At 71.7% G+C, this 13,426-nt stretch carries 14 protein-coding genes; 9 read left to right on the top strand and 5 right to left on the bottom strand.

The features are described 5' to 3' along the window. Positions 1-9: 9 nt before the first annotated feature. Together ACFWW8_RS20245 and ACFWW8_RS20250 are read left to right on the top strand one after the other, a co-directional pair. Complete coding sequence (locus ACFWW8_RS20245) at positions 10-1,026, top strand: aldo/keto reductase family oxidoreductase (protein ID WP_386530347.1); 1,017 nt, start codon at positions 10-12, stop codon at positions 1,024-1,026. Beyond that, a complete protein-coding gene (locus ACFWW8_RS20250; protein WP_386530348.1) occupies positions 981-1,433 on the top strand; it encodes a DUF664 domain-containing protein in 453 nt (150 codons plus the stop codon). Before ACFWW8_RS20245 ends, ACFWW8_RS20250 begins: the two co-directional genes overlap by 46 nt. On the opposite strand, the gene ACFWW8_RS20255 is transcribed toward ACFWW8_RS20250, so the two are convergent. From ACFWW8_RS20255 to ACFWW8_RS20265, 3 genes are all read right to left on the bottom strand, one after another. Further along, positions 1,430-1,975 (bottom strand): EF-hand domain-containing protein, encoded by a 546-nt coding sequence (locus ACFWW8_RS20255; protein ID WP_386530349.1) that lies wholly within the window; start codon positions 1,973-1,975, stop codon positions 1,430-1,432. The two genes, ACFWW8_RS20250 and ACFWW8_RS20255, sit on opposite strands and share 4 nt — an antisense overlap. Positions 1,976-2,128: 153 nt before the next feature. Beyond that, positions 2,129-2,629 (bottom strand): tetratricopeptide repeat protein, encoded by a 501-nt coding sequence (locus ACFWW8_RS20260; protein ID WP_386530350.1) that lies wholly within the window; start codon positions 2,627-2,629, stop codon positions 2,129-2,131. Positions 2,630-2,690: 61 nt separating this feature from the next. After that, the gene (locus tag ACFWW8_RS20265) at positions 2,691-3,161 is read right to left on the bottom strand and encodes an SRPBCC family protein (protein ID WP_386530351.1); all 471 of its coding nucleotides are present in this window, start codon (positions 3,159-3,161) and stop codon (positions 2,691-2,693) included. Between the two features lie 141 nt (positions 3,162-3,302). Between ACFWW8_RS20265 and ACFWW8_RS20270 the strand changes: the two genes are divergently transcribed. Then, positions 3,303-4,040, top strand: coding sequence for an SAM-dependent methyltransferase (locus ACFWW8_RS20270; RefSeq protein WP_386530352.1), 738 nt, complete (start codon positions 3,303-3,305; stop codon positions 4,038-4,040). 130 nt (positions 4,041-4,170) lie between these two features. Then, the gene (locus ACFWW8_RS20275) at positions 4,171-4,329 is read left to right on the top strand and encodes a hypothetical protein (RefSeq protein WP_386530353.1); all 159 of its coding nucleotides are present in this window, start codon (positions 4,171-4,173) and stop codon (positions 4,327-4,329) included. Between the two features lie 211 nt (positions 4,330-4,540). Here ACFWW8_RS20275 and ACFWW8_RS20280 read toward each other — a convergent pair whose 3' ends face one another. Continuing rightward, positions 4,541-5,095, bottom strand: coding sequence for a CchlQ (locus tag ACFWW8_RS20280; RefSeq protein ID WP_386530354.1), 555 nt, complete (start codon positions 5,093-5,095; stop codon positions 4,541-4,543). 387 nt (positions 5,096-5,482) lie between these two features. Between ACFWW8_RS20280 and ACFWW8_RS20285 the strand changes: the two genes are divergently transcribed. The 5 genes from ACFWW8_RS20285 (at position 5,483) to ACFWW8_RS20305 (ending at position 12,155) form a co-directional block, all read left to right on the top strand. Continuing rightward, entirely contained in the window at positions 5,483-5,809 is a 327-nt protein-coding gene (locus ACFWW8_RS20285; RefSeq protein WP_386530355.1) for a hypothetical protein, read from the top strand. 284 nt (positions 5,810-6,093) lie between these two features. Beyond that, the gene (locus ACFWW8_RS20290; RefSeq protein ID WP_386530356.1) at positions 6,094-7,353 is read left to right on the top strand and encodes an MFS transporter; all 1,260 of its coding nucleotides are present in this window, start codon (positions 6,094-6,096) and stop codon (positions 7,351-7,353) included. A gap of 71 nt (positions 7,354-7,424) precedes the next feature. Beyond that, on the top strand, positions 7,425-9,344 hold the full coding sequence (locus tag ACFWW8_RS20295) for an alpha/beta hydrolase family protein (protein ID WP_386530365.1): 1,920 nt from the start codon (positions 7,425-7,427) through the stop codon (positions 9,342-9,344). 225 nt (positions 9,345-9,569) lie between these two features. Continuing rightward, positions 9,570-11,471, top strand: a complete 1,902-nt coding sequence (locus ACFWW8_RS20300) for a RiPP maturation radical SAM C-methyltransferase (RefSeq protein WP_386530357.1) — start codon at positions 9,570-9,572, stop codon at positions 11,469-11,471. 24 nt (positions 11,472-11,495) lie between these two features. Continuing rightward, a complete protein-coding gene (locus ACFWW8_RS20305; RefSeq protein WP_386530358.1) occupies positions 11,496-12,155 on the top strand; it encodes a DUF5825 family protein in 660 nt (219 codons plus the stop codon). Between the two features lie 463 nt (positions 12,156-12,618). On the opposite strand, the gene ACFWW8_RS20310 is transcribed toward ACFWW8_RS20305, so the two are convergent. After that, positions 12,619-12,918, bottom strand: coding sequence for a hypothetical protein (locus tag ACFWW8_RS20310; RefSeq protein ID WP_386530359.1), 300 nt, complete (start codon positions 12,916-12,918; stop codon positions 12,619-12,621). Between the last annotated feature and the right edge of the window lie 508 nt (positions 12,919-13,426).

The following is a 13,426-nucleotide window of genomic DNA, read 5'->3' on the forward strand; positions in this document are numbered from 1 at the left end:
GGTGGACGCGTGGCGGCGAACCTGAACACAGATGACAACGCACGCGCGGACGTCGGGGCGAGCACCGACGCGCACGGGGCACGGGACACCACGGGCGACCGGGTGCTGTACGGCTGCATGGGCCTGGGCGGGAGCTGGGAACCGGGTCCGTACGGTCCGCAGGACATCGACGCGGCCGAGGCCGCCGTCGAGGCGGCCCTCGACAGCGGCATCACCACCTTCGACCACGCCGACATCTACCGGCACGGCAAGGCCGAGGCCGTGTTCGGCGAAGTGCTCGCGCGCACGCCCGGCCTGCGCGAGCGGATCACCCTGCAGACCAAGTGCGGAATCCGCCTGGGCGGCGAGGACGGTCCCGGCCGGTACGACCTGCGCGGCCCGAGCATCGTCCGGCGCGTGGAGGAGAGCCTGACGCGGCTGCGCACCGAGGTGATCGACGTTCTGCTGCTGCACCGCCCCGACCCGCTGGCGGACCCGGACGAGACCGCGGCGGCGCTGATGTCCCTGCACCGACAGGGGCTCGTCCGCGCCTTCGGCGTGTCCAACATGGGCGCCCCGCAGATCACGGCCCTCCAGGCCCGGCTCGACGTACCCCTCGTCGCCAACCAGCTGGAGATGAGCCTGCACAGCCGCGACTGGGTCGAGGCCGGGGTCCTGCTCAACACCCCCGCGTACGCGTCCAACGGCTTCCCCTTCGGCACGCTGGAACACTGCCGCGACCACGCCATCCGCCTGCAGGCCTGGGGTGCGCTGGCCCAGGGGCGCTTCACCGGCCGCCAGAGCACGGCCGCCGAGCACGCCACCGCGGAGCTCCTGGCCGACCTCGCCCGCACGAAGGACACGACCCCCGAAACGGTCCTGCTGTGGTGGCTGGCCCGTCATCCCGCGGGCATCGCCCCGGTCATCGGCAGCGCCCGCCCGGACCGCATCCGCGCCTGCCGCGACGCGGCCGTGCGCGAACCCGACCTCACGCACGAGGAGTGGTACGAACTTTGGATCACCGCCAGGGCCGCCCCGCTGCCCTGACCGGTCGCGCCGGGCTGAGCGCCGAGCAGTTGCGCAGGAGGGCGGTCGCGCCGGCGAGCCTGACGCCGCTCGGCCTCGCGCGGCATCTCGCGGACGCCGAGCGGGGGTGTTGCCACAACGTCGTGGCAGGTGAGGACGTACCGGCGTACTTCCCGGAGAACGAGGCGGCGCGTGGACGGAGTTCCACGTCGAGGACACCGAACCGGCCGCGTCCTTGTGGGGCACTTCGGGGGACAGAGGTACGCGCTGCACTACGTCCTGGCCCACTCGATCGAGGGCGATGGACCGGCCGGGCGTGGGGCGCGCCCGGCCCTCGCGCTCCGCGCCCCCACCGGCAACCGGCCGGCCGCCAACTCCGGCTCCGCGGCTCCCTCGCCCGGAGCCGACGGACGACCGCGACCGCCTAGGCCGCCTCGTCGAAGCGGCCGCAGAGCCAGTTGCCCGGTTCCGCGGGGTCGTCGCTGATCCAGAACTGGCGCCACAGGATCGCGAACTCCTCGCGGCTGAGGTGTCCGTCGCCGTTCAGGTCGAGCAGCTCGAAGACGCCGGTCATGTCGACGGGCTGCCCGTTCCACGTCTCCACGAGCCGCAGGTGCTCCTCCGGGGAGATGACGCCGTCGCCGTTGGAATCCACGGCGTCGAAGACGGTGTCGGCGGTCGCGGTGACGTCGGCGACCATCGCGGGAAGCCTGTCGACGAGGGACAGCAGCTCACCCAGGTCGACGGCGCCGTCCCCGTTGGCGTCGCCCGCCTCCAGCAGGGCTGCCCACCAGCCCATCAGCAGCGCCTCCAGCCGCGCCCGCAGCTCCGTGCCGGGCCCCACTCCCGGCAGCCGACTCCAACGGGCGACGAGCGCCGCGAAGTCCTCCTCGCGCAGATAACCGTCGCCGTCCGCGTCGAACGCGGCGAACATCCCCCTGAGCTTGCGCTCCTGAAACGCACTGGCCATGAGCGGCCTCCCTCGACGCCGAACCGAACCGAGAACCACCGCCCAGCGCTGCTCACCGGGTGGCGGCCGGCGCGTAACTATAGGTCGGGACGCGCCGCCGACCCCACGGGCACATGTGCCCGAACGGTCACCCGCGGTGGCGCCGGTCCCGCCTCAGAGCGTGTCGTCGAGGTCCTGGGCGTAGTGTTCGACGGCTCGCCGGTACCGCTGGACGCCGGGGTCGCCGCTGGTGGTGGCGAGCAGCCGCAGCAAGAGCTGCACGGCCTCGTGGTGGTGCCCGGTGTTGTACAGCGCCATGGCGAGGAACGTCTCGAGCGCCCCGTCTCCCGGAAACTCCGTCAAGCCCGTACGGAGCGTGTCGACGGCCCTCTCGTGTGCGCCGAGCACCCGGAGGGTGCTGCCGAGCCCGAGGTACGCGCCCCGACGGTCGTGCGCCGGCAACGCGCCGCCGGCGAGACTGCGTTCGTAGAAGGGGACGGCTTCGGCCTCGAGCCCCAGCGCGTCATGGATCCAGGCGGTCTGGTACGCCACCTGTGCGTCCTCGGGATGTTCCGCGGCAAGATCCAGCAATGCGGCACGGGCTTCCCGTAGTTGCCCTCCTTCACGCAGGCTGACAGCTTCCGCCAGGAGATCGTCTTTCCGATGTCCGCTCATCCGGCCATCGTCGCACCAGGAGCGGTACGAGCAGCGCGAGGAGCACGAGCAGCCGCCCGGTTCAGCCGGCCCTGCCTTCGAGGTACGACGCCAGATTGGCCAACGAGGAGGCGATCCCGGCCTCGTGGTCCGTCCGGTCGATGCCTGGCGGCACCTCCGTGGCGGTGACGGTCACCTCGGTCCCGCCGCCGGCGGCCGTGAGGCTCCAGGTCATCGTCATGGTGCCCGCGAACGAGGGGTCGTCGGCCTCGAACACCGCCCGCTGCACCACGCGCTCCGCCGGCACGAGTTCCGCGAACCCCACGTCGACGACGTCCGTCGCGTCCGAGGACTTGCCGGGACCGCCGGCGGGATCGAGGTAGGTGAGCACCATCCGGAACCCGCCGCCGGGGCGGGGATCCCACCGCTCGACACGCCCGCGCATGCCGTCCGGTGGCAGCCAGGCCTCCAGCGACTCCCGGTCGAGCAGGGCCCGGTAGACGGTCGCCGGCGGTGCCGCGATGACCCGGCTGGCGCGGTCGGTCCTGTTCACGCACCGATCCTAGGCGGTCTCCGGGGGTCGTACCCGGCCGACGACCCTCCGGCGGGCATGTCCCGAAGCCGCCCGCACGGTCTCCCGTCCGCGACGGAAATCGACGTGCGCGCCCCCTCCGGGCCCTGGCAGGCTGAGCCGGTGAACCGTGAACAGATCTCCGCACTCGCCCACACCGGCCACCCGATCAAGGCCCCGCTCGACGACGACGCGGTACGGAGTCTGCTGGAGCACGGCGTCCCCCACGGCGACGCACGGGTGCTCGACCTGGGATGCGGCACCGCGGAATGGCTCCTGCGCGCCTTGAGGGCGTACCCGAGCCTGCGGGCCGAGGGCGTGGACATCTCCGAGGACTCCCTCGGGCAGGCCCGTGAGGCCGCGACCCGGGCGGACGTCGGAGGGCGCCTCGCCCTGCACCAACGCCGGGCCGCGGACTTCCGCTCCCCGCACCCGTTCGACCTCGTCCTCAGCGTCGGGGCGGCGCACGCCTTCGGCGGGCTTCTGCCCACCCTCGCGGCAGCGCGCGAACACCTGGCCCCCGGCGGACGCGTCCTGATCGGCGAGGGCTTCTGGGAACACGAGCCGTCACCGGAAGCCGTGGAGATGCTCGGCGACTTCACCGACCTCGCGGACACCGTGGACCGCGTCGTCGCCGACGGGTGGACCCCCGTGCACGGACACGTCAGCACCCGCCGCGAACGGGACGACTACGAGTGGGCCTGCTGGGGATCGCTGGCCGCGTGGGCGCTGGACCACCCGGCCGACCCGGACAGCGCGCAGGTCCTCCGGACGGCGAACGACCGCCGTTCCGAATGGCTGCGCACCTACCGCGACACGTGGGGCTTCGTCACCCTGATCCTGCGCCCGACCTCCGGCTGACGCCGGTGCGGCAGGGGCCGAGGCATCGCCCCGTGCCCCCACCGAGGGGCTCACGCCCTGGTTGCCGGACTCCGCCTGCTTCGCCGACACGGTGACGCCCTCGACCTTGCACCCGAAACGCTGATGGGCCATGACCATCGAAGCAGTAGCGGTCGTCGACGGCGTTCTCGGCGACCATCAGCCGGGTGGCGAGCATCAGGTGCTCAACGGTGGGGGCGTCCGGGTGGCAGGCGACCATGTGGCTGCCGACCTGGAAGCGTTGAACTTCCCTTCCCGGTCCTCGGGGTAGCGCTGGACCTCGTCCATCGCCCAGGCCTCGATCCTGAGACTGACCTCCTCCACCCGTGCCGGTTCGGGCTCCGGCACCGGGTGATGGTGGAGGCCGGGGATCGGCGTGCCGCTCGCGGGCGCGGGCGCGGCCGGCGGCTCCGGCGCAGGTCCTGGGCGACGCACCGCATCTGACGCCGCGCGCTGATCCACCAGGGATGACGGGACAGCCCTCAGCCGGTCGCCGACTCCACTTCGCGCGTCCCGCAGCGGGGGCAGCGTTCGCGGCCGTCCCACGCGGACCAGCCGAAAGCGGCCGGGGTGAGGGCGTGGCCCTCCAGCTCGTCGCGGACCGCTTCCCGATAGGCCCAGACGGCGTCGAGGTAGGGATGGTAGATGTCGTGGAACTCGGGGGTCGAGATCCCGGCGCCCGTCGCGACCGCTCGTCGCAGCGCGCGGAGGCGCTCGAACATGGTCTGGCCCGTGCCCGCGATCCGGGGGCTGGCATCGAGGAACAGGCGCTCGCGCACCTCGTAGATCCGGGCGTCCGTCAGGGCCGAGCGGCTCGCCGCCTCCAAGTCGGCTGCGCCGACCGGGCCTTGCGCGAGGCGGCGCAGTTCGGTGTGGGCCGCGCCCGCCGCGGCGATGAACTCCGTGTAGACGTCCCGGCGCCGCTCCTGAAGGCCTCGTCGGTGTTCCTGGCGGGTGCGGAGACGGTCGGCCAGGACCGTTCCCGCTATCGCGATCAGACCGCCGCCCAGCGTGGCGACGAGCGTTCCCCACTCCACCCCGTGTCCCCCCGTCGTCCGTACGTCCGAAGACGCGCCCTCCGCCTTCCGTCCCGTCCTTCCCGTAGATCATGCCCGAAGGTCCGGGGGACGTCATCGAGAACGGCACCCCGTTCCCGCCGGCTCGCCGTGCGCCGAAGCCGGTTGCGACATCCCTCCTCCTTGGGGCTGTGATCGGCCGCCGAGGTGGTTGTACGGGCATGCGTCGGCGACCGACTGACGGAAGGGGGGCCCGGGCCCCTCCACGCTTTGCCCGGCGGCGAAGCCCTCGCCTGCGGCCCGAGCCGGGGAGAACTGCACAGCCCTGAAGCGGTCGGCCGGGCGGCGGACCCGCCGGGATCCGTGGTGGGAGGGTTGACGCGGGCCGATGATGGGCAGCCGCTGGCCGTGACAGCGAAACCAAGGCCGGCCACCACCCCCGACGGGCATCACGTCGTCATCGACGGCCGCCGATGGCGGGCCACGGACCCCGACATCGACGAGGACACCGCCGCTCGGCTGCGCGTGCACCTGATGGCGGCCCGCCGCGCGGTCGGCGCGGCCCGCCGTGCCGACGACCCGGAGGCCGAGCGTGCCGCCCGGGACCGGGTGCAGGTCGCGAAAGTGGCGCTCGGGGAACGCGGTGTCCCCTGGTGGGAGCAGACCGCCGAAGAACGCCGGACCCGCTGGACGGAGGGGCTGGCCGCACTCGACGTACGAGACGCCGCGACGTGAACGGGCCGGTCGCGGGGGTGGTGCGCGCGTGCGCGAGGCGGCTCAGGAGTTCCCGAGGAGCACGGTGCCCGTCTCGCGGCTGACGGTCCTGTCGCGTGTGGATCAGTGGCCGGGTGACCCCACCCGGAGGGCGATTCCTTGATCAGAATTCAATTCGAACGCGGGTGTTGAAGTGGGTGCTTCTGTTCGATACGATCGCGACCCTCGAAGGGCGTATGCCCAATCGCTGAAGGGGGCGTTGTGGATGCATTCGCGTCAGCAATCCACACCTGGCGGGATTCTTGATGGACGAGGCCGACTCCGATGTGGAATTAAGGTTCTCCGGCCCTGAATTAGCCAAAGCCCCGTCGCCCCTGTTTCGGCGAAGGGATTTCACGCTCTTCTGGGCGGCGGGCGCCATCGACGGTCTCGGCACCTGCGCTTCCTCCCTCTTCCTCCCACTGATTCTGCTCGGCGCGGGATATCCGGCCGGCCTCGCCGGCCTCGTCGCATCGGTGGCCCTGATCAGCGGTCTGGTGGTCTCGCCGGTCGCGGGCGTGTACGCGGACCGGTGGCCGCGCAAGCGCATGATGTACGTGGCGGCCTTGGTCGCGGCAGGCGCCATGGGATCGGTGTTCGTGAGCCTGGCGCTCGGACACGTCGTCCTGGTCCACGTCCTCGCCGCGGCTGTCGTCGAGCAGGCGGCCAGCGCCACCTACGGGGCAGCGGCCTCGGGGACGATCCGCCGGCTGGTGCCGCCCGAAGGGTACGCCCGGGCGATCGGGTACCTCCAGGCGCGGGACCAGGCTGTGCAGATCGTCGGGCCGACGCTGGGCGGCGTGCTGTACCAACTGGCGCGCTGGGTCCCGCTGCTGGCCGACGCGGTGTCGTTCCTGTTGGTGGCGGCGTTGAGCAAGGCGATCCGCGCGGACCTGACACCCGCAGGGGCGGACCCGCACGCGTCCTTCACGCGCGACCTCGTCGAAGGGCTCCGCTTCGTGTGGGCCGAATCCTTCCTGCGCTTCGTGGTCGTGTGGACGGCCGGGATCAACGCGCTGCTCGGCGCGCTGTACTTCCACGCGGTGTTCACCTCTCACGCGCAGGGCGCCAGCCCGTCCTCGATCGGCCTCATCCTCACCCTGGCGGGCGTCGGCGGCCTGCTGGGCGCACTCGCCGCGCCGTGGCTCGTGCGGCGGGTTCCGGCGGCGCGGATCGTGACGGGCGCGTCGTGGGCCATGGTGCCGACGGCTGCCGGGCTCGCGTTCGCGTCCCGGACCTGGGTCTACGGGCTCCTGCTGGGCGGAGTGTCGCTGATCGTGCCGTCCGTGGCGGTGGTGCTGCAGACCAGGGCGGTGCTGATCACCCCCGACCGGCTGCTGGCCCGGATGGGGACGGTGCTGGGCACCGCCGGCCAGGGCATCGCGGTGCTCGCACCCGTGACGGCCGGGGTCCTGGTGGCGGCGTACGGGGGTCGTGCGGTGGCGCTGGGATGCGCGGGCGCATTCGCCGGGCTGGCGCTGCTCGCGACCGTCAGGGCCGGAGTCGTGGCGGGGGTGACGCCGTGACACCGGCCCGGCGCACCTACGGCGTCTACCGGCCGGTGCTGCCGGTGACCAGCCCCCGGCATCCGGACCGGATGGTGTACACGGGCGACGCCGACGGCCGGTGCGAGATCTTCACGTGGGACCGCTCCACCGAATCCGGACGGCAGTTGACGGACCGCCCGCACGGCACCCTGCTGTGCGCCATCGACGAGGACGAGGCCGTCTGGTGGTTCGACGAGGACCGTGGCGGCAGCGGCGGCTGGCGCACCCAGGACTTCCACGGCGGCCCGGACCGTCCGGCGCTGGCCGGGGTGCCCTACGGGCGGCCCGCCGGACTGGCGCTGGCGGCAGGGGGTCTGGTGGCCGTCGGCATCCGGAGCCCCGAGGGACTCGGTATCCATCTGGGGCGGCGCGGAGGCACCGCCGTCCGCGTCCTGCACACCACGGAATCCGGCACCCTGTGCGACCTGGCGCCGGACGGCAGGCTCCTTGCGGTGTCCGGACCCGCCTACTCCGCCCGCGCGGTGACGCTGCTGAGCTCGGACGGGACCGTCGTCGCGGTGCTCTCCGGCACCGGAGAACGCACCTGGGCGCTCGGCTTCGCGCCCCCGCTCGCCTCGTTTTCCGGCCGGGCGCTGTCGCCCGGTTCCGCGTCGTGGTCCGACCGGGCGCCGTTACCCGTTTCCGCGTCGTGGTCCGGCCCGCCACCGTTACCCGGTTCCGCGTCGTTACCCCGCCCGGCGCCGCTGCGCGGGCCAACGTCACAGGCCGGCCCGATTCCGTTACCCGGCCCCATACCGTTACCCGGCCCCGGACCGATGCCCGGCGAACCCGTGCTGCTGGTCATGCGGGAGCGGGCCGGCCGTTACCACCTCGGGACCTGGACCCCCGGGCGGGGGGTCGAGCTGCTGCCCTGGTGCTCGTTCGACACCGAGACGACCGCCCGCTGGTACCCCGGCCCCGGTCCCGCGCGGGTCCTGCTCCGCCAGGACCGGCACGGCCGCAGCCGACTGTTCACCGCCGACCTGGAACGACGCGAGCTGACCCCGGTGCACACCCCCGAGGGCAGCATCCTGGACGCGTCACCCGCCGCCGACGGTGACGTGCACTTCATCTGGACCGACGCCGTCAGCCCGCCGCGCGCGCTGTCCTCCTCGGGTGCGTCCCTTCCCGGCCAGAGTGCGTGGCGCCCGCCCCGATTCGGCCACCGCCAGGACCTGTGGACACCGGGGCCCGACGGCCCCGTCCACACCTTCGTCACCACACCCGCCGACCGTCCCGCGCCGCACCCGCTGGTCCTGCTCGTCCACGGCGGCCCGGCCGACCACGACCGCGACGCCTACGACCCCCAGGTGCAGGCCCTCGTCGGCTCCGGCTACGCCGTGGCCCGCGTCAACTACCGCGGCTCCACCGGCTACGGGCCACACTGGCGCTCCGCCTACTCCGAGGGCGTCGGTCACACCCAGGTCGCCGACCTGGTGCGGGCCCGGGCCGAGCTCCTGGAGCGGGGCATCGGCCGCGAGGGCGCCGTAGGCCTGTACGGCACGTCGTGGGGCGGCTACCTGACGCTGCTGGCCATGGGAACCCGCCCTGACCTGTGGAACGCCGGGGTCGCCGTCAAACCGCTCGCAGACTGCACCACGGCCTTCCGGCACTCCACGCCCGCCCTCCAGGCGCTGGACACCGCACTGTTCGGCGGCACACCGGACGAGGTGCCGGAGGCCTACGCCCACGCCTCCCCGTCCTCGTACGCGGCCGCGATCCGCTGCCCGCTGCTGGTGGTCGCCGCGCGGCAGGACGCCAAGTGTCCGCCGGAACAGATCGAGGCGTACGTGGCGGCGCTGCGCGCGGGCGGTGTGGAGCACGAGCTGATGTGGCTGGACTCGGGTCACGACGGCTACGACGGCGCCGACCACCTGGCCGTGATCCGCAAGGCCCTCAGGTTTCTCGGCCGCGGGCTGCCTCCGGCGCCCGTGCGAGCCGAGCCGTCCCCGCACCCCGGGAGGAGGTGAACATCATGCAGAAGGACATCATCCACGGCGACCCGCTCGAGGGCGACGAGGAGAGCCGCAAGCCGGGCGTCGGAGTCGTCGTCTACCTCCGCTCCGCGGAGGAGATGGAGGACGAGGACAAGTAGCACCCCGGGGCCGGCCCCGCACCCGTGCGTGACCGGCCCCAACTCTCCGCCCCGCTCCATGACCGACTCCGTGCCCTCATCACATGAGAAGAGGCCAGCCGTGCGCGTACTCCTGGTGAACATGCCCTGGGCCCCGATCGATCTCCCTTCGCTGGCTCTCGGGATTCTCAAGCGCAGTGTCGACGAGCGAGTTCCGAACGGAACGGCGGACGTTCTCCATGCCAATCTCGAATACGTGGACTGGATTACCAAGAACACAGAATTCACTCTGGAGGACTACTCCTACTATGCGCTCGGATCCTATTTCATGGGATGCGGTGACTGGGTGTTCTCCTCCGCTCTCTACGACGACCCCCAGTGGCGGGTCGCCGAGTTCACCGAAGCGATGAGCAGCCGGGTCCGCGGGGCCCGCATGGAGATGACGAAGGCACTCCACGTGACCGCGCCCGATTTTGTCCGGTACATCGCCGAGCGCATCGTCGAGCTCGCCCCGGACGTCGTCGGCTTCACCTCGACGTTCCAGCAGAACACGGCCGCCCTGGCCGCCGCCAAGTACGTGAAGCGCCTCGCCCCGCACATCGCGACGGCCATGGGCGGCGCCAACTGTGACGGCAAACAGGGTGAGGCCGTCCACCGCAACTTCCGCTTCGTCGACTACGTCCTGCGCGGCGAGGGAGAGGTGTCCTTCCCCGCCCTGCTCAACGCCCTCGACACCGGCGGACCGCTGTCGGAGGTGCCCGGGCTGTGCTGGCACGACGCGGACGGCGCGCCGGTCGTCAACGCGATGGCCACCACGCCGCTACCGCCCGCCTCGATCCTGCCACCGGACTACGCCGGGTACTTCGAACGGCTCGCCTCCTCCCACGCGCGGAACTGGGTCGAGCCGAAGTTGGTGGTCGAAGGTGCGCGGGGCTGCTGGTGGGGCGAGAAGCACCACTGCACCTTCTGCGGACTCAACGGCTCGTTCATGCAGTTCCGGAGCAAGAGCCCGGACGTGTTCTACGACGAGATCATCGAACTGGCCCGCAAACACCGGGTCCTGGACATGTACGTCGTGGACAACATCCTCGACATGGGGTACGTGAACACGGTGCTGCCGCGCATCATCGAGAGCGGCTTCGACCTGCGCATGCATATCGAGATCAAGTCCAACATGCGGCGCAAACAGCTCCAGGTCCTCGCCGACGCGGGACTGATCTTCGTGCAGCCGGGCATCGAGAGCCTCAACAGCCGCGTGCTCGCACTGATGGACAAGGGCGTGAGCGGCGGCCAGAACGTCCGGATGCTCCGAGACGCCGCCACCGTCGGCCTTTCGGTGGCATGGAACTACCTGCACGGCTTCCCCGGTGAGGACGCCGAGGACTACGACGACGTCGTGGCCCAGCTGGCCGCGCTGGAGCACCTGAACCCGCCCGTGGGCCCGTCCTCGCGGATCGCGATCGAGCGGTTCAGCCCGTACTTCGACAACCCGGAGCTCGGATTCTCCGAACTCCGGGCCGCGGAACCGTACCGGCTCACCTACAACCTGCCGGACGCCGAGATGTTCGACCTGGCGTACGTCTTCGACGTGCCACCGCGGGGGATAGGCGAGGACATCGTCCGGCGCCTTGACGAAGCCATCGCCCACTGGAAGCGGAACTACTCCGGCAGCCGTCTCACCCACTGCGACCTGGAGGACCGCATCATCCTGGTCAGCAAGCGCCGTTCCTTCGACTGGACGCACACGGAACTGACCGACCCGTTCGAGCTCGCCCTGTTCCGGCTGCTCGACCAGCCGCACACGGTGAAGGCGGCCGCCCGCAAACTGCACGCGGACCACCACGTGGCCGAGGACGCCCTGCGAGAGGTTCTGACGCGATGGCGGGCGCTCGGGGTGGTCTTCGAGGACAGCGGGCAGTTCGTGCAGATCGCGCCGCCCGCACTCAACGAGGAGTTCCTGCGGATCGACTTCATGCGGCACACCTCCGCGCCCACCGGCGAACTCGCCGCAACGACCGCCTGAAGACTGCCGGACAGAGAGACGACGATGACTTCAGCGCCCACCAGTACTCCGTCCTTCACCGTGACCGCCTCGCGGGACTACGACCCCGAGGTGGGCGCGCTGCCCGCGATGTCCCTGGGCAGTTACGAAATCGACCTGCCCGGCGGCGAAGCCGCCCGGCGGCTCTTCGCCGCCGGCGCCCGGCACGTCACGCTCCCCCGCCCGGTCGACGTGACGGACCCCGCCGACGCGGCCTGGTCGGTCCGTGCGCTCAGCTTCGTGGGCGACCTGTCCAGCGTCGCCATCTCGGTCGACTGGCAGCTCCACACCGGCCCGGACTCCGACGCCTGGCGTCACTACGGCCACCTCCATCCACCGACCGCCGTTCTCGGCACCGCCGATCCGGCGGCGACGGCCGTCGAGTGGCGCAAGGCCTACTACATCTGCAAATGCGTCTTCCGGCACGGGCCGGGGTTCATCCAGGTGCGAGACCGGCGCTACGGCGAGCTGCGCCGCTTCACCATCGACGAACCGGACTACCACCAGGCCATCGAAACGCTCACTGACGGCGCTCGCGTCGACGCGGTTCCCGGGCCGGTCCTGGACGACCTCATGGGCGAGACCCTCGTCCTTCGTTTCGGTGACCACCTGTGGTGGACCCCGTACAGGGTCCGACGGTGGTCGGAGGCGCCGATGGTGATCTGACCGGCCGTCGGGTACGCCGTCGAGGACGGCCAGTACGGCGGTGCCGGCCTGGCATGTCCGCACCGCACCTGTCTCATTCACCGCCCATGTGATCCGAGGACCGCCGGCAGTCCCGCATGCCGTTGCGCCGTAGGGGGCAGGGCGAGCCGCCTACGGCGCACCGTCACAACCGAGCGGACGTCGTCAGCTGGATGCGTGGGCGGTCCCGGGGCACTCCTGCGAACGCGCACCCATCCAGACGGAGCTGTGCTGCGAATCATCGGTACGGGGCTCTTGGAACCGGCCCCGTACCTCCACCCGTCGTGGCACGGAACCGTGCCACGACGGGCTCCACACCGCGCCCTGGCCGTCCGGGGGCGCCGCGGCGACCGCGGCGCGGCGCGCGTGGCCCGGTCGTGCTGTGGCTCGGTGCTGCGAGACTCGATCGGTGGTGGCAGCACCGAGCAGCACCGAACCACTTGCCTCAGCGCGCCTGGTAGGAAACCGAGTTGATGCCGAAGTTGCACTCTCCGTAGAGGGTCACGCTGCCGCTGAAGCGGGTGTAGGGACCGACGTAGTCGGTTATCTGCGGCGCCTTGCAGTCGACGATGATGCGGACTTCACCGGAGCCGCTGCAGTCGATGCGTCCGACGGTGTTGTACTTCGTCGTGGTGCAGGACACCGCCTGTGCGGATGCTTCGGCGGCCGCCGCGGGCAGCAGGGCGAGGACGGGCGCGGCCGCCAGGGCCAGCGCGGCCAGTCGGGGTGCGGAGTGACGGGACATGTATCTCCTTCTTGACAGGATGCTCAAGGCGTAATGAGGCATGGGCATGCCATGACGAGGCTCAGGGGGTGTGGCCTGCGACCACAGGACGATGAACCGCTACGCGCCTGCTCCGACTCGGCCGGGTCCCGCCCGGCGATCAGCGCGCAACGGCCGGCGACCGGCGGGATGGATCCCTTCTTGTCGTGACGGCTCTGTCGGCCTCCGGTGGACACGATGCTGCGCCGGACGCGCGGGGTCGGGCAAAGGTTTCGGCCTGGGCCGAAAGCTTGAAGGATTCCCGAGCGGGGCTGCGGGCCCGGCCCCCCGATGGCGGCTGATGCGGCGGGCTGCACGCCGGCACCCGGCGCGTTCGTCGAGCATGTCCCGTGCGGGCCGCCATGTCTCTGATCCGGGCCCGGGTACGACGACGTGCCGGTGGCCAGGTCCCCCCACCGGGGGAGCACGCCCCCCGCACGCACGGTGGGCACGCCGGTGTGGGGGTGGGGCTCCAAGCGTAGCCGCGGGC

This window comes from Streptomyces sp. NPDC058701, assembly GCF_042715295.1.
GTDB lineage: Bacteria > Actinomycetota > Actinomycetes > Streptomycetales > Streptomycetaceae > Streptomyces.